The sequence below is a fragment of the Streptomyces sp. NBC_00576 genome (assembly GCF_036345175.1).
Taxonomy (GTDB): domain Bacteria; phylum Actinomycetota; class Actinomycetes; order Streptomycetales; family Streptomycetaceae; genus Streptomyces.
The window spans coordinates 5,489,663-5,508,976 of sequence record NZ_CP107780.1 but is presented as its reverse complement, the minus strand read 5'-3'; the positions used below and the strand labels follow the sequence as shown (position 1 = coordinate 5,508,976).

The following is a 19,314-nucleotide window of genomic DNA, read 5'->3' as shown; positions in this document are numbered from 1 at the left end:
CGTACAGCGGGCCCATTCCCCTCTACAGCGGTTCCGCTTCCCCGTACAGCGGCTTCGCTCCCCCTCACCCTTCAGGTGGCATCAAACCGCCCGACGGAGGGAAGGTGGGAGGGACGCACCGACTGGGGGTGTCTGCCCATGCCAGACCGTGAACCGGACCGCGAACCCGCCCGGGAACACGCCCGGGAACGGGACCAGAATGCGTCGGAGACCGAGGCCGAGCGGCGTCGGCGCCGGGCCGTCTTCCTGCGCGAGCTGACCGAGGCCCGCGAGTTGCGCGACCGTGTCCAGCCCCGCCGCGCCAAGGCCGCCCGCCTCCGCCACGCCATGCGCATGCGTACGTTCCGCTGGTAGTACGCGCGTTGAAGGGGTAGCCGTGCGGGGGCCGCGAGGGAAGCCGGTTACGATCCGCTGGTGGCGGCAACGAGAGCGCTGCTGAAGGGCTCGGATGACAACCGATCAAAAGAGCCGGACACAGGGTGCCGAAGACGTCCCCTGAACGCTCCGTTTCTGCCACGATTCCCAGTGGGTGAGGCTCGGCGCACAGCCTTCCTCGCCCGTAACCTCCGCCGGGGGGACCCCCAACCGGCACGCCTAGGAACAGTGGGAGAGTCACGGTGTACTTCGCCGCACTGCTCGCGCGCACCGAAGACGGGTGGGAAGCGAGCGACACAGAGCTCGACGATGTGGAGACCCTGTCGGACCTGGCCGAACTGGCCCGTGAAGCCTCCCCCGAGGACGACACGGTGCTGGTGCTCATCGAACAGGAGGACGCCTGGTTCGGCGTCGTCCGCATCGACGGCGAGGACGACCCCCGTATCTACGTCTCGGACGCCGCCGCCGCTGCCCGTAGTTCGTACGGTGAGATCCTGCTCACGGCCGAGCTGCTCGGCCGAGATCCGGACGCCGACGAGCCGGATCTCGACGCCCTCGACCTCGACGGAACCGAGGACGGTGAGTCGGACTCCGATCCGGACAACGACGCCGACTCCGCCGACGACGAGACCGGCGCCCCCGCCGACGCGGTGCCGCACGGCCCCGTGGGGGACCCGGTGATCCTCGACGACCTCGGCATCGGCGAGAAAGAACTGCGCGCCCTGGACGCCGACGACGCGCTGGGCGCGATCGCCGAGGCCCTGGGCGCGTCGGAGGTCCTGGAGACGGTGCGCTGAGCCAGGAGGGCCTGACCGGCGAGGGGCCGCCCGACCCCGTACGTGATCCATGGCGGGCCGCGATGCGGCTCGCCCTGGCCGAGGCCGGGCGGGCCGTCCCTGGCGGTGACGTGCCCGTCGGTGCCGTCGTGCTGGCCGCCGACGGTACGACGGTGCTCGCGACCGGGCACAACGAGCGCGAGGCGACGGGCGATCCGACCGCGCACGCCGAGGTCCTCGCGATCCGGCGGGCAGCGAAAGACCTCGGCGAATGGCGGCTGTCCGGCTGCACACTCGTCGTGACGCTGGAGCCCTGCACGATGTGCGCGGGCGCCCTCGTACAGTCGCGGGTCGACCGGGTGGTCTACGGCGCCCGCGACGAGAAGGCGGGCGCGGCCGGCTCCCTCTGGGACGTCGTACGCGACCGCCGCCTCAACCACCGCCCCGAGGTGATCGCCGGCGTCCTCGCGGACGACTGCGCGCGCATCCTCACCGACTTCTTCCGCCACGACCGCTGACCGCGGTTTCACCGGCGGAGAATCAACGAATACTGATTTCGGAGCTCGCCGCACCTTGCTGTAAGGTCTCCCTCGGTAGCGTGTCCGAGCGGCCGAAGGAGCTCGCCTCGAAAGCGAGTGTGGCGCAAGTCACCGAGGGTTCAAATCCCTCCGCTACCGCTGTAGAAAGGCCTCGCCGGATTGGCGGGGCCTTTCGTGCGACATCAGTCGGGTGTGATCTGGTCGGGTCTGACGGGGAGGCCGCCGTGGCGGTGAATGCGAAGAAGATAGCCGTCTATGCCCTCGTGGTCTTCGTGGCGTACGTGATCATCACGGACCCCAGGGGGGCGGCCGACTACGTCGGGATAGCCTTCGAAGGCATCTCGAACGCGGCCAGCGCCATAGGCGATTTCATGACGTGGGTCGCCGACGGCGCCAAATAAAAGCCAGCTCACAGCCCAAGTAGCAGCCGGGGAGTACGTGTGATCCGCCATCTGGTCCTCTTCAAGCTCAACGAGGGCGTCCAGCGCGACGAACCGCGGGTCGTGGCCGGCGTGGAGGGCTTCCGTGCCCTGCCCGGCCAGATCGACGAACTCCGCTTCTGGGAGTGCGCCTGGAACATCACCGACCGCCCCATCGCCTACGACTTCGCGATCAACTCGGCGGTCGACGACACGGACGCTCTGAAGCAATACCTGGAACACCCGGCCCATCAGGCCGCTGCCGCACCGTGGCGCGAGTTCGCCACGTGGGTGATCGCCGACTACGAATTCTGAACCGTACGGCCACACAGACGGTCCCGCACCGGAACGGTGCGGGACTTTTCGTGTCTTATGCGCCAACTCTCCTTCAACACGGTGTTATGGGGTGCTTGCACACAGTGCACATGTCTTGTGATGCTATGACCGCTTTTGACGGATGAGTTGACCGATGAAGAGGTGGCGTTGACCGTGTCGGCCAGTACTGCGCCACCCCAGGTAGCCGTTGCCCAGGTAGCCGTTGCCCAGGTAGCCGTTGCCCAGGAATCCACCACCCAAGAAGCCGCACCCCAGGAACCTGCCCCCCAGCGGAGCAGGGGCGCGGACACCCGGGCACTCACCCAGGTGCTCTTCGGCCAGCTCAAGGTGCTGGAGCCGGGTACGCCGGAGCACAACCGCGTGCGGGGGGCGCTCATCGAGGCCAACCTCCCGCTCGTGCGCTACGCGGCCGCCCGCTTCCGCTCCCGCAACGAGCCGATGGAGGACGTCGTCCAGGTCGGCACCATCGGCCTGATCAACGCCATCGACCGGTTCGACCCGGACCGGGGCGTGCAGTTCCCGACGTTCGCGATGCCGACCGTCATCGGCGAGATCAAGCGGTACTTCCGGGACAACGTCCGCACGGTCCACGTACCGCGCCGGCTGCACGAGTTGTGGGTGCAGGTCAACGGGGCGACCGAGGACCTGACGACGGCGTTCGGGCGTACCCCGACGACTGCCGAGATCGCCGAGCGGCTGCGCATCAGCGAAGACGACGTGCTCTCCTGCATCGAGGCCGGCCGCTCGTACCACGCGACCTCCCTGGAGGCCGCCCAGGAGGGCGACGGCCTGCCCGGCCTGGTCGACCGCCTCGGCTACGAGGACCCCGCGCTGGACGGCGTGGAGCACCGCGACCTGGTCCGCCACCTCCTGGTCCAACTCCCGGAACGCGAGCAGCGCATCCTGTTGCTGCGTTACTACAGCAATCTCACCCAGTCGCAGATCAGCGCGGAACTCGGCGTCTCCCAGATGCACGTGTCCCGGCTACTGGCCCGTAGCTTCGCGCGGCTGCGCTCGGCGAACCGCGTCGAGGCGTAGTCCGAGGCGCAGTCCGAGGTAGTCCGAGGCGTATCGGATACAGGATCGAGTCGTCACCTGGGAGAGCGAATCGCTCAGTGGCGCACTTCCCGGCAGTTCTGGGGTGAAAAACCGTCAGACCCCCTTTTTCCAGGGCGGATTCGCGTCCCACATGTCGACATGTCACTACAGCGTGTTGCCGACATGTGACATTCTGCCGGAAGAGCGTTTGCCGTGGCTTCGGCTCCGGTATTCAGGTGAAGGCTGCGTTCCTCAGATCGGGAACGTCCGCCGCGACCGTCCGCGACCCAAAGGGGGTGGCATGTCCGCAGACCAGGGCAGCTCCAAGGTGCTCACGCTCACAAAGAGCGAGTCGGCGCCCGCCGAGCTTCACGACGTCCCGGCCCTCGTAGTGGAGGTCGAGGCAGAGGCAGCCCCGGCCGTCCAGGCCCTCCCGGCCGCTCCTCCGGCCACGGGGCCCATCGACACCCGCACCCTGTCCCGTTCCCTGTTCCTGCGGCTCGCCGCCCTCGACGAGAACAGCCCCGAGCGTGCGTACGTCCGGGACACCCTCATCGAGTTGAACCTCCCCCTCGTCCGGTACGCGGCGGCCCGCTTCCGCTCCCGGAACGAGCCGATGGAGGACATCGTCCAGGTCGGCACCATCGGCCTGATCAAGGCGATCGACCGCTTCGACTGCGAACGCGGCGTCGAGTTCCCGACGTTCGCGATGCCGACGGTCGTGGGCGAGATCAAGCGCTTCTTCCGCGACACGTCGTGGTCGGTGCGCGTACCGCGCCGCCTGCAGGAGCTGCGCCTGGCCCTCACCAAGGCCAGCGACGAACTCGCCCAGAAGCTGGACCGCTCCCCGACCGTCGCCGAACTCGCCGTGGTCCTGGGCGTGTCGGAGGAGGACGTCGTCGACGGCCTCGCGGTCGGCAACGCGTACACGGCCTCGTCCCTGGACTCCCCGGCCCCGGAGGACGACGGCGGCGAGGGCTCCCTGGCCGACCGCCTCGGCTACGAGGACACGGCTCTGGAGGGCGTGGAGTACCGCGAGTCCCTGAAGCCGCTGCTGGCCAAACTCCCGCCGCGCGAGCGCCGGATCATCATGCTGCGCTTCTTCGCCAACATGACGCAGTCGCAGATCGGCGAGGAGGTCGGCATCTCCCAGATGCACGTGTCCCGCCTCCTGACCCGGACCCTGTCCACGCTCCGCGAGGGCCTGATCTCCGACTGAGTCCGACGGCCGCCGGTCCGACAGCTGAGCCCGATCCCCGTCCGAGGGTTCTCTTCTGACGGGGTATCAGCGAAGATGTCGCGATGCTTCGACCGACGCGCACGCATGACCGCCGGGGCACCATCGCCCTGAGCACCTCGGCGGCCGTCGCAGCCTGCGCCGCCCTGGCAGGGGTGTTGGTGGCCTGCGGGGGCGGCGGGCACGACGAGGGGTACGTCGCCGTCGAACGACCGCCGGCGGTCGGAGGTACGGCGATTGCTCCCACCGGGGAGGTGACGTTCGTACCCCTGGAGGGACGGAAGCCGGAGACCCCGGCCCCCAATCCGGCCCCTGTACAAAGGAGTCGGCCGCACACGCCCGCAAGGACGCCCGGAACACCGCTCCTTCAGACGCAGGGCGCCAACTCGGCTCCTACGAGCACGAATTCGGCTTCCCCTGCGCTCCCGCCTGCGCCGGCACCGACGTCCACTGCAACGTCGACACCGGCTCCGGCTCCGACACCGGCTCCGACTCCGACTCCGGTGCCGTCACCGTCCGCCGGTCCCGCGCACCTGATCACGGGCGAGCTGGTAGGCGAGTCCACGGACAAACGCTGGTGCGAGAAGGTGACGCTCACCTTCGCCAACACCGGTGCCACACCGGTGCGTTCGGGCACCGTGACCTTCGGCACGCACATCATCGACGCCATCGGTATCGACTGGGCGACAGTCGAGTCGAGGGTGCCGCTTCCCACGCCGATCGGGGCGGGTAAGAGGCGGGAGGAGAGCTGGACGGTGTGCGTGGAGGAGTGGCGCGTGCCTTGGGGGATGCGGGTGGAGACTCGGGTCGTCGGGGTGGAGTGGGCACAGGCCGAGTAGCTGTGAGTGCTGTGTTCACCAGCTGATTCCGGCGGCGACCGGCAGATGGTCACTGCTGGTGGCCGGCAGCACCCGCGAACTCTTCGGCTCCACGCCGCGGACCAGGATCTGGTCGATCCGCGCCATCGGGAACTTCGCCGGCCAGGTGAAGCCGAAGCCGTCCCCGGCCGCGTCCTGGGCAGAGTGCAGCTTCGAGGTGATGCCGGCCAACGCGCGGTCGTCCAGGGTGCCGTTCAGGTCGCCCAGCAGCACCATCCGCTTGTTCTGCTCGGCGGCGACGGCCTTGGCGAGCGCCCGCGCGTTCCTGTCCCGCGTGTCCGTCCAGAAGCCCACCCTGGGATTCACGCGTACGGACCCCAGGTGGGCCACATAGACCGCCAGCGGCCCGTGGTCCGTGGTCACCGTGGTGCGCAGCGCCCGGTTGTAGGCAAGCTTGACGTCGGCCGGCTTGGTGTCCGCCAGCGGCCCGGCGTCCATCGCGATGTCGACCGGCCGGGTGTCCGAGAGCGGCAGCCTGCTCCACAGCCCTACCGTGCCCTGGACCGTGTGGTACGGATACACCTTCGCCAACTCCCTCTCGTACGTGCCCCTGGCCTGCTCGTCCAGCTCCTCCAGCGCCAGCACGTCCGCGCCGGAGACGGCCAGATCGCGGGCGGTGCCGACCGGGTCGGGGTTGTCGGCGCCGACGTTGTGGCTGGCCACGGTGAGGTCGCCGCCCGGGTGGGACTTGTCGCTGAGCAGCCCGCCGAAGAGGTTCAGCCACACCGTGACCGGGAGCAGCAGCGCGGCCACCGCGGCGGTGGAGCGGCGCCAGAGCGCCCCGGCCAGCAGCACCGGGACGAACAGGCCGAACCACGGCAGGAAGCTCTCCACCAGGCTGCCGATGTTCCCGATCCGGTTCGGGATCTGCGCGTGCAGCAGCATGAGCAGGCCGAGCAGCAACGCCAGCGCCGCGAGCACGAGGCCGCGCTTCCAGGGCCCCGGCCGGGACCCGATGCGGATCACCCGGCGGATGCCCGCCCGCCAGGACCCGGGGCCGGTGTCCCGGCGGATGCCGACGTGCCGGGTACCGGAGTCGGCGGCGTCCCGGTGGCCGACGCCGCCCTGTCCGGTCTGCGCCCTGTCCGACGTCTTCGACGTCTCCGCCGCATCCGCCGCATCCGCCTGTGGCGTCATCATCGGTCGTCGCTCGCCGGCGGTCACCGCTGCGTCCTCGGGTCATGGGTGGGGTCGGCATGCATGCGCGGGCAATCGCGAACACCCACATCGGTGCGCATTTCGCAGTTCCGGGGTTCGTTCCCGCAGATCGAGCGCAGCCCGTACTCGGCACCGCGGGTCGGTGTTCGTGCTGATGGTGGGGTTCGGGTCATACCGCCAGTCAAGGCAGCGCGGTGTTGCCGGCACGTATGTGGTTTTCGATATGCCCGCGATATGCGCCGGCTCGTAGCCTCGAACCATGCGTGTGCTGATTGTCGAGGACGAACCCTTTCTGGCAGAAGCCATCCGCGACGGCCTACGCCTGGAGGCGATCGCCGCCGACATCGCCGGTGACGGCGACACCGCCCTGGAACTGCTGAGCGTCAACGCCTACGCCGTCGCCGTCCTCGACCGCGACATCCCCGGCCCCTCCGGTGACGAGATCGCCAGACGTGTCGTCGCCTCCGGCAGCGGCATGCCGATCCTCATGCTCACCGCCGCGGACCGTCTCGACGACAAGGCCTCCGGGTTCGAGCTCGGCGCCGACGACTACCTCACGAAGCCGTTCGAGCTCCGGGAGCTCGTGCTCAGACTCAGGGCACTCGACCGCAGGCGCGCGCACAGCAGGCCACCCGTGCGGGAGATCGCCGGTCTGCGACTGGACCCGTTCCGCAGAGAGGTGTACCGGGACGACCGTTATGTGGCGCTGACCAGGAAGCAGTTCGCCGTGCTCGAAGTCCTCGTAGCCGCCGAAGGCGGTGTCGTCAGCGCCGAGGAGCTGCTGGAACGCGCGTGGGACGAGAACGCCGACCCGTTCACCAACGCCGTGCGCATCACCGTCTCGGCACTGCGCAAACGGCTCGGCGAACCCTGGATCATCGCCACCGTGCCAGGCGTCGGCTACCGCATCGACACACAGCCAGAGGCCGCCGGACCCGAGGGAGGCGAGGGTGGATAGGGCACCTGGGTTGAGCGTTCGCGTCAGACTCACCCTCACCTACGCCGGGTTCCTCATGCTTGCCGGTGCCTTGCTGCTCGCCGCCGTGTGGGTGTTCCTCCTGCGTTACGTCCCCGATCGCGCGACGCTCATCGTCCCCAACGGCCTCTCCACCGGCGGTGTCTTTCCCGTCCGGTCCACGCTCCTGCGCCTTTTCGCTCCGAGGGCAGCCGCGGTGTTGGCTTTCCTGCTGGTGTTCGGCCTCGTGGGGGGATGGATCCTCGCCGGTCGCATGCTCGCCCCCCTGACCCGGATCACCGAAGCCACCCGCATGGCCACGAACGGATCGCTCTCCCACCGGATCCGGCTACCGGGCCGCAGGGATGAGTTCCGCGAACTCGCCGACGCCTTCGACACGATGCTCGTGCGGCTCGAAGCGCACGTCGCCGAACAGCAGCGATTCGCGGCCAACGCCTCGCACGAGTTGCGTACCCCGCTGGCGATCTCGAAGACGCTCCTCGACGTGGCCCGCACCGATCCGAACCACGACGCCGGTGAGGTCATCGACCGCCTCCACGCCGTCAACACCCGGGCGATCAACCTGACCGAGGCACTGCTCCTGCTCAGCCGTGCTCAGCAGCGGTCCTTCACCCGAGAACGCGTCGACCTGTCCCTCATGGCGGAAGAGGCAACCGAAACACTCCTGCCCCTCGCGGAAAAGCATGGCGTCACCGTCGAGACCCGAGGTGACATCACTCCCACGATCGGATCGCACGCGCTTCTTCTGCAGCTGACGACGAACCTCGTGCAGAACGCGATCCTCCACAATCTGCCCGACCAGGGCGTCGTGTGGGTGAATACCGGCGTCCGCCGCAACAGTGTGGTGCTCACTGTCGAGAACACCGGCGAGGACATCTCCCCACAGCTCGCCTCGACACTCACCGAAGCATTCCAGCGCGGCACCGAACGCGTGCACACCGACCACGCAGGCGTCGGCCTCGGCCTGGCGATCGTCAAAACCATCACCCACGCACACGACGGAACGCTCACCCTCACCCCGCGCTCCGCCGGCGGGATCCGCATCACTGTGGAACTACCCGCGGCATCCCCGCACACCGACAGGTGAACGCGTTCCTGGGTGCGGACGCGTGCGCGGAGACGCATGGGCCCTCAGCGGCCCCTGGAACGCGCAGGCCGCATCGCCGGCGCGTTCCCCGCCCGTCCTACTTCAGTGCCAGCCAGGCCACCGCCGCGACGACCAGTACCGCGACGACCACGCCGACGATCAGGCCGATGCGGGGGCCCGCCGGGGCGGGTGCCTGACGGCTGGCGCCCTGGGGGGTCTCGTCGACGAATGCTCGGAACATCTGGGTGCTGCCCGCGGGGTCGTAGTTGCCCTCGGGGCCCTGGGTGCTGGGGGTGTTGGCCATGGTGCGAGACCCTAGCGAACCTGGCGCCGCCCGCCCAAGTGGGCCCTCTCCCTCACTGCCCCCACCTGTGCGTTTACGGTCGCCAATACTTGCCTTTGCCAAGTTTTTAAGCCACCTCCTCCCCGATTAATTTGCCTGTAGCAACCATTCTTTTCTATGGTTGCATGGTTGCCCCAAGCAACGAATAAAGGGTTCTGAAGCATGACGCAGAGGGTGGGGGTGCGATGGCCGAGCAGGCGCAGTACGAGGAGTTGGTACGTCAGTTCAGTGCCTTCGGTGCCGTGAAGCGGGAGATGGGGCGGATCATGCCGCCCGAGTGTCCCGGCGGTTCCGCCACCGTGCTGACGCTGCTCGACCGGCACGGGGACATGCGGATGAGCCGGCTCGCCGAGCTGCTCGCCGTCGACATGTCCGTGACCAGCCGCCATGTCGCCCACGTCGCCGGACGCGGCTGGATCGAACGGCTCCCCGACCCCGCCGACAAACGCTCCCGCATTCTGCGGCTGACCCCGTCCGGGCACGCGCAGATCGGTGAGCTGTCCCGGCGGTCCACCGAACTGCTCGCCCACCGGCTCGCCGACTGGAGCGACGAGGAGGTCGGGCAGCTCGCCCGGCTCATGGGCCGGCTCCGGGACAGCTTCGGCGCACATCAAGCGACGTAGCAGGCAGCGCAGATGGCGGCGTAAACGACGACGCAGACGACGACGCACAAGACACAGAAGACGCAGCACAGACAAGGAAGCTCAATGGCAACGACCACACCAGCCGGTGTGCGGGCGGCACACGCCAAGCACGGGGGAGGCTCCCACGGTTCCGCCCCCGACGGCGCGCCGATGTCGCACCGGCAGATCATGGAAGCGCTCACCGGGCTGCTGCTCGGCATGTTCGTCGCGATCCTGTCGTCGACGATCGTCTCCAACGCCCTGCCCGACATCATCAAGGACCTCGGCGGCGGCCAGAGCGCCTACACCTGGGTCGTGACCGCGTCGCTGCTCGCGATGACCGCGTCCACGCCGCTGTGGGGCAAGCTCGCCGACCTCTTCTCCAAGAAGCTGCTGATCCAGGTCGCTCTTGTCATCTTCGTGCTGGGGTCGGCTGCCGCCGGGCTCTCGCAGAACGCCGCAATGCTCATCGGCTTCCGTGCCGTGCAGGGCATCGGCATGGGCGGGCTGTCGGCTCTCGCCCAGATCATTCTCGCGGCGATGATCTCCCCGCGTGAGCGCGGACGCTACAACGGCTATCTCGGCGCGACCTTCGCGACCGCGATGGTCGGGGGCCCGCTGATCGGCGGTGTCATCACCGACACCAGCTGGCTGGGCTGGCGCTGGTGCTTCTACGTCGGCGTGCCCTTCGCCGTCGTCGCCCTCATCGTGCTGCAGCGGACCCTGCACCTGCCCGTCGTGAAGCGCCAGGCCAAGGTCGACTGGACCGGCGCCTTCTTCATCACCGCGGCCGTCTGCCTGCTGCTGGTCTGGGTGACCTTCGCCGGCGACAAGTACGACTGGGTGTCCTGGCAGACGTACGCGATGATCGGCGGCACGGTCGCGCTGCTCGGCGTCTTCGTCCTCGTCGAGTCGAAGGCCAGTGAGCCGATCATCCCGCTGCGGCTCTTCCGCAACCGTACGATCACCCTCGCCTCGCTCGCGTCGCTCTTCGTCGGCGTCGCGATGTTCGCGGGCACCATCTTCTTCAGCCAGTACTTCCAGCTGGCCCGGGACAAGTCGCCGACCATGTCCGGCGTCATGACGATCCCGATGATCGGCGGTCTGTTCGTCGCCTCCACCGTCTCCGGCCAGGTCATCACCCGTACGGGACGCTGGAAGGCGTGGCTGCTCGCGGGTGGTGTGCTGGTGACCGCCGGACTGGGCCTGCTGGGCACCCTGCGCTACGACACCGCGTACTGGCACGTCGCCATCTACATGGCGCTGCTCGGCCTCGGCGTCGGCATGATGATGCAGAACCTGGTGCTCTGCACCCAGAACCAGGTCTCCCCCTCCGACCTGGGCGTCGCCAGCTCGGTGGTCACCTTCTTCCGTTCCCTCGGCGGCGCGATCGGCGTCTCCGCGCTGGGCGCGGTTCTCAGTCACCGGATCGCCGACCACCTCAAGGACGGTCTGGCGACCATCGACCCGAAGTACGCGTCGGGGCTCTCCGGGTCCACCTCCAACACCATCCCCGACCTCGACGCGCTGCCCGCGCCGCTGCGCACGGTCATCGAGGGCGCGTACGGCCACGGCATCGGCGACGTCTTCCTCTACGCCGCCCCGGCCGCCCTCCTCGCGCTCGTCTTCTCCGTCTTCATCAAGGAGGTCCCGTTGCGGACCAAGGGCGCGTTGGCGCAGGCCGCGGAGGATGCGGGTGCTCCTTCGACTCCGGTCTCAACTCCGATCTCAACTCCGGTCGCGGATACGGCCGTCCAGTCCGCCGGCGCCGTCGCCACGGTGACGGTGGAGGAGTCGGCCGATGGCAGCGGTGGTGGCGGGATTCCGGTACGCGGTCACGTGCGCGGTGCCGAGAGCGCGCCCGTTCCGCAGGCCGCCGTCACGCTGATCTCCCTCTCCGGACGTCAGCTGGGCCGCGCGGTCGCACAGGGCGACGGCGGCTACGCGCTGGACGCGCCGGGCACGGGCTCGTACGTCCTGATCGCCTCCGCGGACGGATTCCAGCCGCAGGCCTCGACCGTCGTCGTGAACGGCGAGCCGGTCTCGTACGACATCCTGCTCAGCGGCACGAGCGGGCTCAGCGGACTGGTGAGGGCCACCGAATCCGGGTCGCCCGTCAAGGACGCGATGGTCGTCGTGACCGATGTGCGCGGGGATGTTCTGGCCACCGGGACCACCGGTGAGCAGGGCGAGTTCACGTTCGCCGAGCTGGTGCCGGGTGCCGTGACCGTGGCCGTGAACGCCGTCGGGTACCGGCCGCGGGCGCTGCCCGTCGAGGTCGGCGGTACCGGGGTCACCCGGGTCGAGGTGGAACTGGCGTCCGGGGCACACGTCCAGGGTGTCGTACGGGCGCCGCACGGACCCCTCGGGGACGCGCGGGTCACGCTCGTCGACGCGGCGGGCAACGTGGTCGGCACGTCGACGACCGGGGCGGACGGGGCGTACGCCTTCACCGATCTGGACAGCGGCGAGTACACGGTCATCGCGACCGGCTACCCGCCGGTGGCCACCGCCCTGACCGTCACCGGCAACGGAACCGACGGCCACGACATCGAACTCGCCCACCCGGGCGGGGAGTAGCGGGACATGACAGCCAGCACAGGCGTCACAGGGCTGAGCGCGCGGATTCGTACGCGGGACGGTTGGGCCGTGTCGCACGCCGTCGTCACCGTGACCGACATGACCGGGCAGCAGGTGCTGCGGGCCGGGGCCGACGCGGACGGGGTCGTGCGCGACGCGACCCCGCTCGCGCCCGGCGCGTACACCGTGATCGTGACGGCCGTCGGATACGCGCCCACCGCGTCCAGTGCCATCGTCACGGTGAGCGGGCGGACCGAGGTCGGGACTGTCACCCTCGCCCGGCTGGGCGGCGGCGCCGAACTGCCGCCGCCGGGGGCGTGGACCGTCGACCCGGCCCACTCGTCCGTCGGCGCGGTCGCCCAGCACCTGGGCATCTCCAGCGTGCACGGCCGGTTCACGGACTTCACGGCGACAATCGAGATCGCGCCGGACGAGGTCGCCAAGTCCCGCGTGGAGGCGGTCATTTCGGCCGCCTCGATCGATACGGGGAACGCGACACGGGACGATCATCTGCGGTCCGCCGACTTCCTGGACGTCGAGCGGTATCCGGAGGTCACGTTCCACTCGACGGGGCTCACCCCGGCCGCCGGAACCGACCGCTGGACCGTCCACGGCGAACTGAGCATGCGCGGTGTCGTACGGCCCGTCGACCTCGACCTCGCCTACCTCGGCACCGGCGCCGACCCCTGGGGCGGCACACGCGCCGCCTTCCGGGCGACGACCGAACTACGGCGCGAGGACTTCGCCATGAACTACAACCAGGTGGTACGGGCGGGGATCGCGGCGATCGGTACGACGTTGCGGGTGGAGATCGACATTCAGGCGGTGCAGGGGCATGCGCTGCCGACGGCGTGACTGACTAAGACGGGCTACAGCAGGCGCAGCAGACGGGGCGGGACGAAAAGGTGCCGGACTCGGTGTTCCTCGGCGTTCATCACGGCCGCGGGCATCCGGTCGGGCCGTCCCTCCGCCTTCGCCAGGGCCTCCTGGCGTTCGGCGCAGGTTCCGCAGGCGGGATCCCACGGGGGCAGCAACTCGGCGTGCGCGTCGGCGAGATGACGGCCGAGCCTGATCTGCGTTCCCAGAACGCTGTCGGTGAAGTCCCAGTCGACGGAGGAGTCCTCAGCCGTCAGCCCGGCCACTTCGGCCTGTACGTGGCGCATCTCCTCGTAGAGCCGGACGCAGTCGGCGCAGTCCCACATCCAGTCGGGGAGAAGGGGCCACTGTTCTGCGGCGCCGTCGCTCTCACCGTTGCTCGTACCGTTGCCCATACCGCTCCCCGACCCCAGGCTTCCGTTGTCCGTTGTCCGTCCGCTCGGATCCTTCTCCAGAACCGGCCGGTACCACTCACCCGCCCACCTCGAACCACAGCAACTTCCCGGCACCGCGATCCAGCAGACCGTCCCCCAGAGGCCAGCCGCCCCAGGGCTACGACGGTGCGCGGAGAGCTTCGGCCGGTTCCATGCGGGCGGCGCGCAGGGACGGGTAGAGGCCGGCGAGCAGGCCGACCAGGGCTCCGGCGATCGGGGCGCCGAGGGCGAGCCGCAGGTCGAGGACCGGGGTCCAGTCCTTGACGACGGAGACGCCCACCACGACGGCGATGCCCAGGGACGCCCCGATGACACCCCCCAGCAGGCCGATGGTCGTCGACTCCAGGAGGAACTGGCCCGCGACCTGCCGTCGTGACGCGCCCAGCGCCCGCCGCAGCCCGATCTCCCCGACCCGCTCCATCACCGTCACCAGGGTCACGTTGGCGATGCCGATCGCGCCCACCACGAGCGAGACCAGACCGAGGACGAGGAAGAGACCGTTGACGTCGTTCTGGACGCCGTCGCGGGACTTGGACAGATCGGGCGGCGCCACGACGGTGAGCGCGTCCTCGTGCCCGGGCGCCAGGGCGATCGGCGCCTGGCGCGCCACCTGCCGGGCGGCGCCGAGCGAGGTGTTGACCAGTACGCGTGTGACGTCGCGCAGACCGAGCCGGTCCGCGGCGGTCGTGGGCGGGAGCAGTACGGCCGTGGACAGCTGCCGCTCGCGCTTGATGCCGCCGAGGATGCCGATGACTGTGTACGACTGGCCCTGGAAGAAGACCGCCGGGGCGTCCTCCACCCGCCGGATGCCGAGAAGTTCCGCCGCCTGGTCGCCGAGCACCGCCACCTGGTCGTGCCGGTCGATGTCACCCGAGTCGAAGAACCGCCCGGCGGTCATCGCACCCCGTACGGCGTCCGGCAGGCCGGCCGAGGCGGCGACCACACCGAGGGTCTGGCTGGAGGTGTCACCGGGCGCGGTCACGTCGTTGGACCGCACCTGGACACTGTTGGTCGTGGCGGAGTCGGCCACGGCCGCGACCGACTCCACACCGGCCAGCCGCCGGACCGCGCCGGTTCCCGACCAGTCCACCAGGGGGCCGGTGTCGTCCGAGCCGGGAAGAGCCTGCGGCACCGTCACGGTCACCGAGGTCGCGGTGAGCGCGTCGAACCGGCCGACGATCTGGTTGCCCGCGGTGGAGGCCACGCCGATCGTGATGACGAGCGTGGTGATCCCGAGCACCGTGCCGAGCGTGGTCAGCGCGGACCGCACCGGCCGGGCGAGAACGCCGGCGAGGGCTTCCGTCCACAGGTCCCGCGGGTCCAGCCAGGGCCGCTCGACCCGCGTCGACCGGGCGGACAGAGCGGACAGAGCGGAGCTGATGGACCGGATGGACCTGGTCGACCCGCGCCTCCTTGTCTTCCTTGTCTTCCTTGTCTCTTCTATCTCCCTTGTCTCCGTACGTGTCACCCGGCCTCGGCCTCCGTGGTGAGGCGTCCGTCGGTGATCCGGACGCGGCGGGCGGCCCGGCGGCTGACCGCGTCGTCGTGGGTGATGACGACCAGGGTCACGCCCTGGGCACACAGCTCCTCGAAGAGTTCCAGCACGGAGACCGTGTTCTCGCTGTCCAGGTTGCCGGTCGGCTCGTCACAGAGCAGCAGCGCCGGATCACCGAGCAACGCCCGTGCGATGGCGACCCGTTGGCGCTCACCGCCGGACAACCGGTCGGGCCGGAAGCCCGAACGGTGACCGAGCCCCACCCGCTCGAGTGCCTCACGGGCCCGGGTGCGCCTGCTGCCGCGCCCGCGACCGGGGCGCGGCCTGCGATAGGCCTCGGCCAGCATCACGTTCTCGTCCACCGTCCGGTACGGCAGCAGATGGAAGGCCTGGAACACGAACCCGATCCGGCTGCCGCGCAGCGCGGTGCGTTCGAGGTCGCCGAGCCCGGTGGTCTCCACCCCGTCCAGCCGGTACGAGCCCGAAGTGGGCCGGTCCAGCAGGCCGAGGGTGTTGAGCAGCGTCGACTTCCCGGAGCCGGACGGCCCGACGATGGCCAGGTGCTCCCCGCGCCGCACGGTCAGATTCACTTCGCGCAGCGCGTGCACGGGCGGCTCGGAATCGAAGGTCCGCCGCACGTCGGTGAGTTCGATGACGGCGGAGGCATCGGACGAGTCGACGGCATCGGACGAGGCAAGGGAGGGGTTGGTGGTGTAGGAGGGACCGGGAGTCACTTGCCCACCACCACCTTGTCGCCCTGCTTGAGTGTGCCGCCGGCGGGCTTCACCTCTACGAGGCCGGCCGCGGAGAGCCCGACGGTCACGGAGACATCGCGCACCTCGCCGTCGCGCTCGACCTGCACCCGGGCCTTTCCGTCGGCCGAGGTGCGGATCGCGGCGAGCGGCACCGTCAGCACCTTGCCGTCCGAGGCGCCGACCCCGATGGTCACCTTCACCGAGGATTCGGCCTGCCCGGCCAGCGGTCCCGGATCGGGGATGGAGATCCGCAACTGGACCGGACCGGGCGCGCCTGCCCCGGTGGCGCCGCCCGTACCGGCCGTGTCGGCCGCATTGGCGTCGGCGCCGCCGCCGGACGCGTCCGAGGCATCCGCGTCGCTGCCCTCCGACGCCGCCTCGCCGACGCCGCCCGTCGTACCGGACGACGCGGCGGCGGAACCGATCGCCTCCACCTTGCCCTTCACCTTCTCCCCGCCCGTCGTCGTCACATCGACGGGCATACCGCGCCTCAGCAGTTCGGCGTCCTCACCAGGCACGGCCGCCTCCACGATCAGCTCGGAGCCGGTCACGGTGCCGACCGGGCCCGAGGGCGCGTCTCCGGCCTTCACGGTCACCTTGTCCAGCCGTACGGGCAGCTCCGGGAAGAAGACGACCTCGCCGGCCGGGACCTTCGTCCCGTAGGTGGCCTGGAAGGTGCTGAGGGCGCTGTTCGCCATGTCCAGGGACTTCTGCGCGGACTTGAGCTGTATCGCCTGGACCTGCCGGTCGATGCTGGACTGCGCGTCCGTACGAGTCCCCGAACCGGTCTCGGTACCGGTCTCGGCACCAGTGCCCGTACCCGTCTCCGTACCCGTCCCCGCTCCGGTGCCGGAACTGTCGCCGGTGTCGGTACCGTCCCCGGCGTTCGCGCTCCGCGTCGTGAGCAGCGCCTCCTGCGCGCTGGACACCGCCTGCTGGAGCTGGCCCAGCTGCTGCTGGTCCTCCGCGCTCGGCTGCTGGGCCTCGTACCCCTTGTTCCGGTACCAGTTGGCGACCGCTGTGGCCGTGCCCTGGCCGAACGTGCCGCCGACCGACCCGGGGTCGAACCCGAGCCGCCGCAACGCCTTCTGGAGCTGCTTCACGTCGTCACCGGTGCCTCCGGGGCCCATCGCCCGGTACATCGGTACGGATCCGGCGAGCGCGAGCACCGGGCGGCCGTTGACCATCATCAGTACGTCGCCCTCCTTGACCTTCGTACCGGCGACCGGTGCCTTGGTGACCCGCTGCTCCGCGCCCTCGCCGGACGGGCTCGTGACCGCCCCGGTGCCGACCGAGCCGGCCAGCGAGAGCGGCCGGGGCGCGGTGAACGCCACCGTCCCGGTCGCCACCACGGTCGCGGTGAGCGACCGCCGCTCCACCTCCACGGTCACCGGGCCGGCCTTCGGCGCGTTGTGCGAGGCGGCGGCGTCGGCGGGCGAGCGCACCTGCGTACCGGCGAACCAGCCCCCAGCGCCGACCAGCGCCACCGCGCCGACCATGGCGCCCAGCTGTCGGCGGCTGCCGAGCCGCTTCACGCGCCGTCACCCCAGTACGGGTTGGCCTTCTCCTTGGGGAAGTACGCCGCGCGGAACTTCTTGCCGCACTCCAGGTCCTTCAGAGCGATGTCGATGTCCGCGGTGAGCAGCGGCATCGCCTGCTCCTTGGTCCACTTGCTCCCGTCCTCCGGGAGCTTGCCGGCGAGGTCGATCCGCACCATGTGGGCCATGCCGGTCGGCTGGGTGGTGGAGACCGGGATGCCCTGCGCCTTCAGACAGGTGGCGTACTGCTGGGCGAGCTGCACCAGTTGGGTGTCGCCGTTGAGCGCCAGCCCGTTCTGACGGTTCTCCTCGGTCTTGGCGTTCTGCTTCTTCTTCTCCGCCGCGGCGCTCAACGGCGCCCCGTACGCCGCGGTGTTCCCCTCCAGGGTGCAGCCGGCGTCCTGCTCCTCCCCCTTGGACTTGGCCGGAGGACCGTACAGCGCGGCCTCGTACGCCTTCATCTGTGCCGGGGTCAGCCCCTTGGTGTCGTCGTCCACGGGGTCCAGGGTCTTTCCGCCGACCTTGCCGCCCGCGTTGCTGAAGGGGACATTCGGGTCGTCGGGGTAGGCGGCCGCCGCGTAGGTCCCGAAGCCGTACTTCTGGCGGTACTTCTTCGCCGCCGCGTAGTCCTCGCCGTCACCGTCGGTGTTGACGTCGGCAGGGGGCGTCTCTGACGCGTGCGGTGTGTAGGTGAACCCCTCCTTCTTCATACAGGCTGCGATGGCGTTCTCCCGGATGTACTCCTTCTTGGCTTCGGCGTTCACGCCCTCCGGGATGTTGAGCTGCGCGGCACCGTCGGCGTTCTTCGTGCCGCCGCCCGCCGCGGAACTCCCGCCGCTCTTGCCGTCCTCGTCGCCCGAACCGCCGCCGCAGGCGGCCAGCAGGGGGAGCATGCCGACCGCGAGGGCCGTGATCAGGTGACTGCGCAGGGTATTTTTGGACATGCCCATGACATCACTCCATTCAGGTAGGGTTCTGTTCTTGCCGGGTCTGGTTGTGCTCTTGCCTGTCGGTTACGGACCTGTCAGCCGCTGGTCTCCTTGACGGCGTCGAAGAGCCGGGGGTCGGTGGCCAGCCGGTACAGCGTCTGGCGGACCGAATCCGTGTACTCCTGGCCGCTCCTGCGGTTCTCGCCGGCCTCGCTCGCGATCGCCTGCACGGTCCAGCCGCCCGAGGTCACGTAGGCGACGCCCATCGCGTAGTCGTCGCTCGCGTCGCTCTTCGGTTCGGGCAGCTCCTGCTGGCTCACGTAGTACTCCAGCAGGTTGTCTCCCTCTTTTCTGGGGACGACGTGGCACTTCGTCAGCCGGCCGCCCCATGGGGTCGTGAGTGTGCGGCCGACACCGTCCCGGCACCCCACGTCGCCCGACGGGAGCAGGGACTGACCGGTCGTGGACCGCTCGACCGACACGTACAGATAGCTCGGACGACCGGACGCGTCGATCCAGCGGAAGTAGCGCTGATCCCCGTCCGGACGCTTCGGATCCGCCGGCTCGACCGTGCCGGCCTTCGCCGTGACGACCGACCGCAGCAGCCCCAGCGAGGGGTACCAGACCGTCGGCTCCGCGGCGGGCGGCGCGGGCGTACGTTCCACCGGCGACGGGATCACGGCGGCCCCCCCGACGAACACGGCCGCGACCGCCGCCACGGCGCTCAGCGCCACCCCGATCCTGCGCCGACGGCGGATCCGCCTGCCGCGCACGGTCGCGCCCGGCACCAGATCCGGCATCGGCGGCTCCGCGTCAGGACTCAGCCTGCCCAACGCGTCGACGAGGGCGAACTCGTACGCGTCCCCGCTTCCGTTCCCGTTCCTGTTCCCGCGCCCGCCGGCGCCGGACTCCCCAGCCATGC

The 19,314-nt window shown here is 69.8% G+C and carries 21 protein-coding genes and 1 tRNA gene; 14 read left to right on the top strand and 8 right to left on the bottom strand.

The genetic code is table 11. The features are described from left to right. The first annotated feature begins 138 nt into the window (after positions 1 to 138). From OG734_RS23705 to OG734_RS23665, 9 genes are all read left to right on the top strand, one after another. Positions 139 to 354, top strand: coding sequence for a hypothetical protein (locus tag OG734_RS23705; RefSeq protein ID WP_330289517.1), 216 nt, complete (start codon positions 139 to 141; stop codon positions 352 to 354). 263 nt (positions 355 to 617) lie between these two features. Continuing rightward, positions 618 to 1,172: a tRNA adenosine deaminase-associated protein gene (locus tag OG734_RS23700; RefSeq protein ID WP_330289516.1), complete on the top strand. Its 555-nt coding sequence runs from the start codon at positions 618 to 620 to the stop codon at positions 1,170 to 1,172. Between the two features lie 62 nt (positions 1,173 to 1,234). Then, positions 1,235 to 1,669 (top strand): tRNA adenosine(34) deaminase TadA, encoded by a 435-nt coding sequence (gene tadA / locus OG734_RS23695; RefSeq protein WP_330289515.1) that lies wholly within the window; start codon positions 1,235 to 1,237, stop codon positions 1,667 to 1,669. A 74-nt stretch (positions 1,670 to 1,743) separates the two neighbouring features. Continuing rightward, positions 1,744 to 1,828, top strand: a tRNA-Ser gene (locus tag OG734_RS23690). An 86-nt stretch (positions 1,829 to 1,914) separates the two neighbouring features. After that, positions 1,915 to 2,091: a hypothetical protein gene (locus OG734_RS23685; protein ID WP_330289514.1), complete on the top strand. Its 177-nt coding sequence runs from the start codon at positions 1,915 to 1,917 to the stop codon at positions 2,089 to 2,091. A gap of 39 nt (positions 2,092 to 2,130) precedes the next feature. After that, positions 2,131 to 2,424 carry a Dabb family protein gene (locus tag OG734_RS23680; RefSeq protein ID WP_330289513.1) on the top strand — a complete coding sequence of 98 codons (294 nt, stop codon included), beginning with the start codon at positions 2,131 to 2,133 and terminating at the stop codon, positions 2,422 to 2,424. 135 nt (positions 2,425 to 2,559) lie between these two features. Continuing rightward, positions 2,560 to 3,483, top strand: coding sequence for an RNA polymerase sigma factor SigF (locus tag OG734_RS23675; RefSeq protein WP_330289512.1), 924 nt, complete (start codon positions 2,560 to 2,562; stop codon positions 3,481 to 3,483). Positions 3,484 to 3,784: 301 nt separating this feature from the next. Continuing rightward, positions 3,785 to 4,702 carry an RNA polymerase sigma factor SigF gene (locus OG734_RS23670; RefSeq protein ID WP_330289511.1) on the top strand — a complete coding sequence of 306 codons (918 nt, stop codon included), beginning with the start codon at positions 3,785 to 3,787 and terminating at the stop codon, positions 4,700 to 4,702. A gap of 521 nt (positions 4,703 to 5,223) precedes the next feature. Further along, entirely contained in the window at positions 5,224 to 5,559 is a 336-nt protein-coding gene (locus OG734_RS23665) for a hypothetical protein (RefSeq protein WP_330289510.1), read from the top strand. A 15-nt stretch (positions 5,560 to 5,574) separates the two neighbouring features. Here the strand turns inward: OG734_RS23665 and OG734_RS23660 are convergent, their stop codons facing one another. Next, on the bottom strand, positions 5,575 to 6,762 hold the full coding sequence (locus OG734_RS23660) for an endonuclease/exonuclease/phosphatase family protein (RefSeq protein WP_330289509.1): 1,188 nt from the start codon (positions 6,760 to 6,762) through the stop codon (positions 5,575 to 5,577). Positions 6,763 to 7,015: 253 nt separating this feature from the next. Here OG734_RS23660 and OG734_RS23655 point away from each other — a divergent pair, with 253 nt between their 5' ends. Together OG734_RS23655 and OG734_RS23650 are read left to right on the top strand one after the other, a co-directional pair. Beyond that, a complete protein-coding gene (locus tag OG734_RS23655; RefSeq protein ID WP_330289508.1) occupies positions 7,016 to 7,714 on the top strand; it encodes a response regulator transcription factor in 699 nt (232 codons plus the stop codon). After that, positions 7,707 to 8,819: a sensor histidine kinase gene (locus tag OG734_RS23650; RefSeq protein ID WP_330289507.1), complete on the top strand. Its 1,113-nt coding sequence runs from the start codon at positions 7,707 to 7,709 to the stop codon at positions 8,817 to 8,819. The genes OG734_RS23655 and OG734_RS23650 overlap by 8 nt, the downstream gene beginning before the upstream one ends. A gap of 97 nt (positions 8,820 to 8,916) precedes the next feature. Here OG734_RS23650 and OG734_RS23645 read toward each other — a convergent pair whose 3' ends face one another. Continuing rightward, positions 8,917 to 9,123, bottom strand: coding sequence for a hypothetical protein (locus OG734_RS23645; RefSeq protein WP_330289506.1), 207 nt, complete (start codon positions 9,121 to 9,123; stop codon positions 8,917 to 8,919). 224 nt (positions 9,124 to 9,347) lie between these two features. On the opposite strand from OG734_RS23645, the gene OG734_RS23640 reads away from it, so the two are divergent. The 3 genes from OG734_RS23640 to OG734_RS23630 all read left to right on the top strand — a co-directional run bounded on the left by OG734_RS23640 (position 9,348) and on the right by OG734_RS23630 (position 13,220). After that, positions 9,348 to 9,785 carry a MarR family winged helix-turn-helix transcriptional regulator gene (locus tag OG734_RS23640; RefSeq protein WP_330289505.1) on the top strand — a complete coding sequence of 146 codons (438 nt, stop codon included), beginning with the start codon at positions 9,348 to 9,350 and terminating at the stop codon, positions 9,783 to 9,785. A gap of 84 nt (positions 9,786 to 9,869) precedes the next feature. Continuing rightward, positions 9,870 to 12,365, top strand: coding sequence for an MFS transporter (locus tag OG734_RS23635; RefSeq protein WP_330289504.1), 2,496 nt, complete (start codon positions 9,870 to 9,872; stop codon positions 12,363 to 12,365). Positions 12,366 to 12,371: 6 nt separating this feature from the next. Further along, complete coding sequence (locus OG734_RS23630; protein WP_330289503.1) at positions 12,372 to 13,220, top strand: YceI family protein; 849 nt, start codon at positions 12,372 to 12,374, stop codon at positions 13,218 to 13,220. A gap of 14 nt (positions 13,221 to 13,234) precedes the next feature. Here the strand turns inward: OG734_RS23630 and OG734_RS23625 are convergent, their stop codons facing one another. From OG734_RS23625 to OG734_RS23600, 6 genes are all read right to left on the bottom strand, one after another. Beyond that, positions 13,235 to 13,636, bottom strand: a complete 402-nt coding sequence (locus OG734_RS23625) for a hypothetical protein (RefSeq protein ID WP_330289502.1) — start codon at positions 13,634 to 13,636, stop codon at positions 13,235 to 13,237. A 157-nt stretch (positions 13,637 to 13,793) separates the two neighbouring features. Beyond that, on the bottom strand, positions 13,794 to 15,143 hold the full coding sequence (locus OG734_RS23620) for an ABC transporter permease (protein WP_330289501.1): 1,350 nt from the start codon (positions 15,141 to 15,143) through the stop codon (positions 13,794 to 13,796). After that, positions 15,140 to 15,823 carry an ABC transporter ATP-binding protein gene (locus OG734_RS23615; protein ID WP_330293766.1) on the bottom strand — a complete coding sequence of 228 codons (684 nt, stop codon included), beginning with the start codon at positions 15,821 to 15,823 and terminating at the stop codon, positions 15,140 to 15,142. The genes OG734_RS23620 and OG734_RS23615 overlap by 4 nt, the downstream gene beginning before the upstream one ends. A gap of 77 nt (positions 15,824 to 15,900) precedes the next feature. Next, complete coding sequence (locus OG734_RS23610) at positions 15,901 to 17,460, bottom strand: peptidoglycan-binding protein (protein WP_330289500.1); 1,560 nt, start codon at positions 17,458 to 17,460, stop codon at positions 15,901 to 15,903. Then, the gene (locus OG734_RS23605; protein ID WP_330289499.1) at positions 17,457 to 18,407 is read right to left on the bottom strand and encodes a hypothetical protein; all 951 of its coding nucleotides are present in this window, start codon (positions 18,405 to 18,407) and stop codon (positions 17,457 to 17,459) included. Before OG734_RS23605 ends, OG734_RS23610 begins: the two co-directional genes overlap by 4 nt. A gap of 80 nt (positions 18,408 to 18,487) precedes the next feature. Then, the gene (locus OG734_RS23600; RefSeq protein WP_330289498.1) at positions 18,488 to 19,312 is read right to left on the bottom strand and encodes a hypothetical protein; all 825 of its coding nucleotides are present in this window, start codon (positions 19,310 to 19,312) and stop codon (positions 18,488 to 18,490) included. Positions 19,313 to 19,314 lie beyond the last annotated feature (2 nt).

What these genes read in the sequence shown, in the direction of transcription:
- OG734_RS23705 (WP_330289517.1), top strand. Translation starts at nt 139, where the DNA reads ATGCCAGACCGTGAACCGGACCGCGAACCCGCCCGGGAACACGCCCGG.
- tadA (WP_330289515.1), top strand. Translation starts at nt 1,235, where the DNA reads ATGCGGCTCGCCCTGGCCGAGGCCGGGCGGGCCGTCCCTGGCGGTGAC.
- OG734_RS23670 (WP_330289511.1), top strand. Translation starts at nt 3,785, where the DNA reads ATGTCCGCAGACCAGGGCAGCTCCAAGGTGCTCACGCTCACAAAGAGC.
- OG734_RS23655 (WP_330289508.1), top strand. Translation starts at nt 7,016, where the DNA reads ATGCGTGTGCTGATTGTCGAGGACGAACCCTTTCTGGCAGAAGCCATC.
- OG734_RS23645 (WP_330289506.1), bottom strand. Translation starts at nt 9,123, where the DNA reads ATGGCCAACACCCCCAGCACCCAGGGCCCCGAGGGCAACTACGACCCC.
- OG734_RS23640 (WP_330289505.1), top strand. Translation starts at nt 9,348, where the DNA reads ATGGCCGAGCAGGCGCAGTACGAGGAGTTGGTACGTCAGTTCAGTGCC.
- OG734_RS23635 (WP_330289504.1), top strand. Translation starts at nt 9,870, where the DNA reads ATGGCAACGACCACACCAGCCGGTGTGCGGGCGGCACACGCCAAGCAC.
- OG734_RS23630 (WP_330289503.1), top strand. Translation starts at nt 12,372, where the DNA reads ATGACAGCCAGCACAGGCGTCACAGGGCTGAGCGCGCGGATTCGTACG.
- OG734_RS23625 (WP_330289502.1), bottom strand. Translation starts at nt 13,636, where the DNA reads ATGGGCAACGGTACGAGCAACGGTGAGAGCGACGGCGCCGCAGAACAG.
- OG734_RS23605 (WP_330289499.1), bottom strand. Translation starts at nt 18,407, where the DNA reads ATGTCCAAAAATACCCTGCGCAGTCACCTGATCACGGCCCTCGCGGTC.
- OG734_RS23600 (WP_330289498.1), bottom strand. Translation starts at nt 19,312, where the DNA reads ATGGCTGGGGAGTCCGGCGCCGGCGGGCGCGGGAACAGGAACGGGAAC.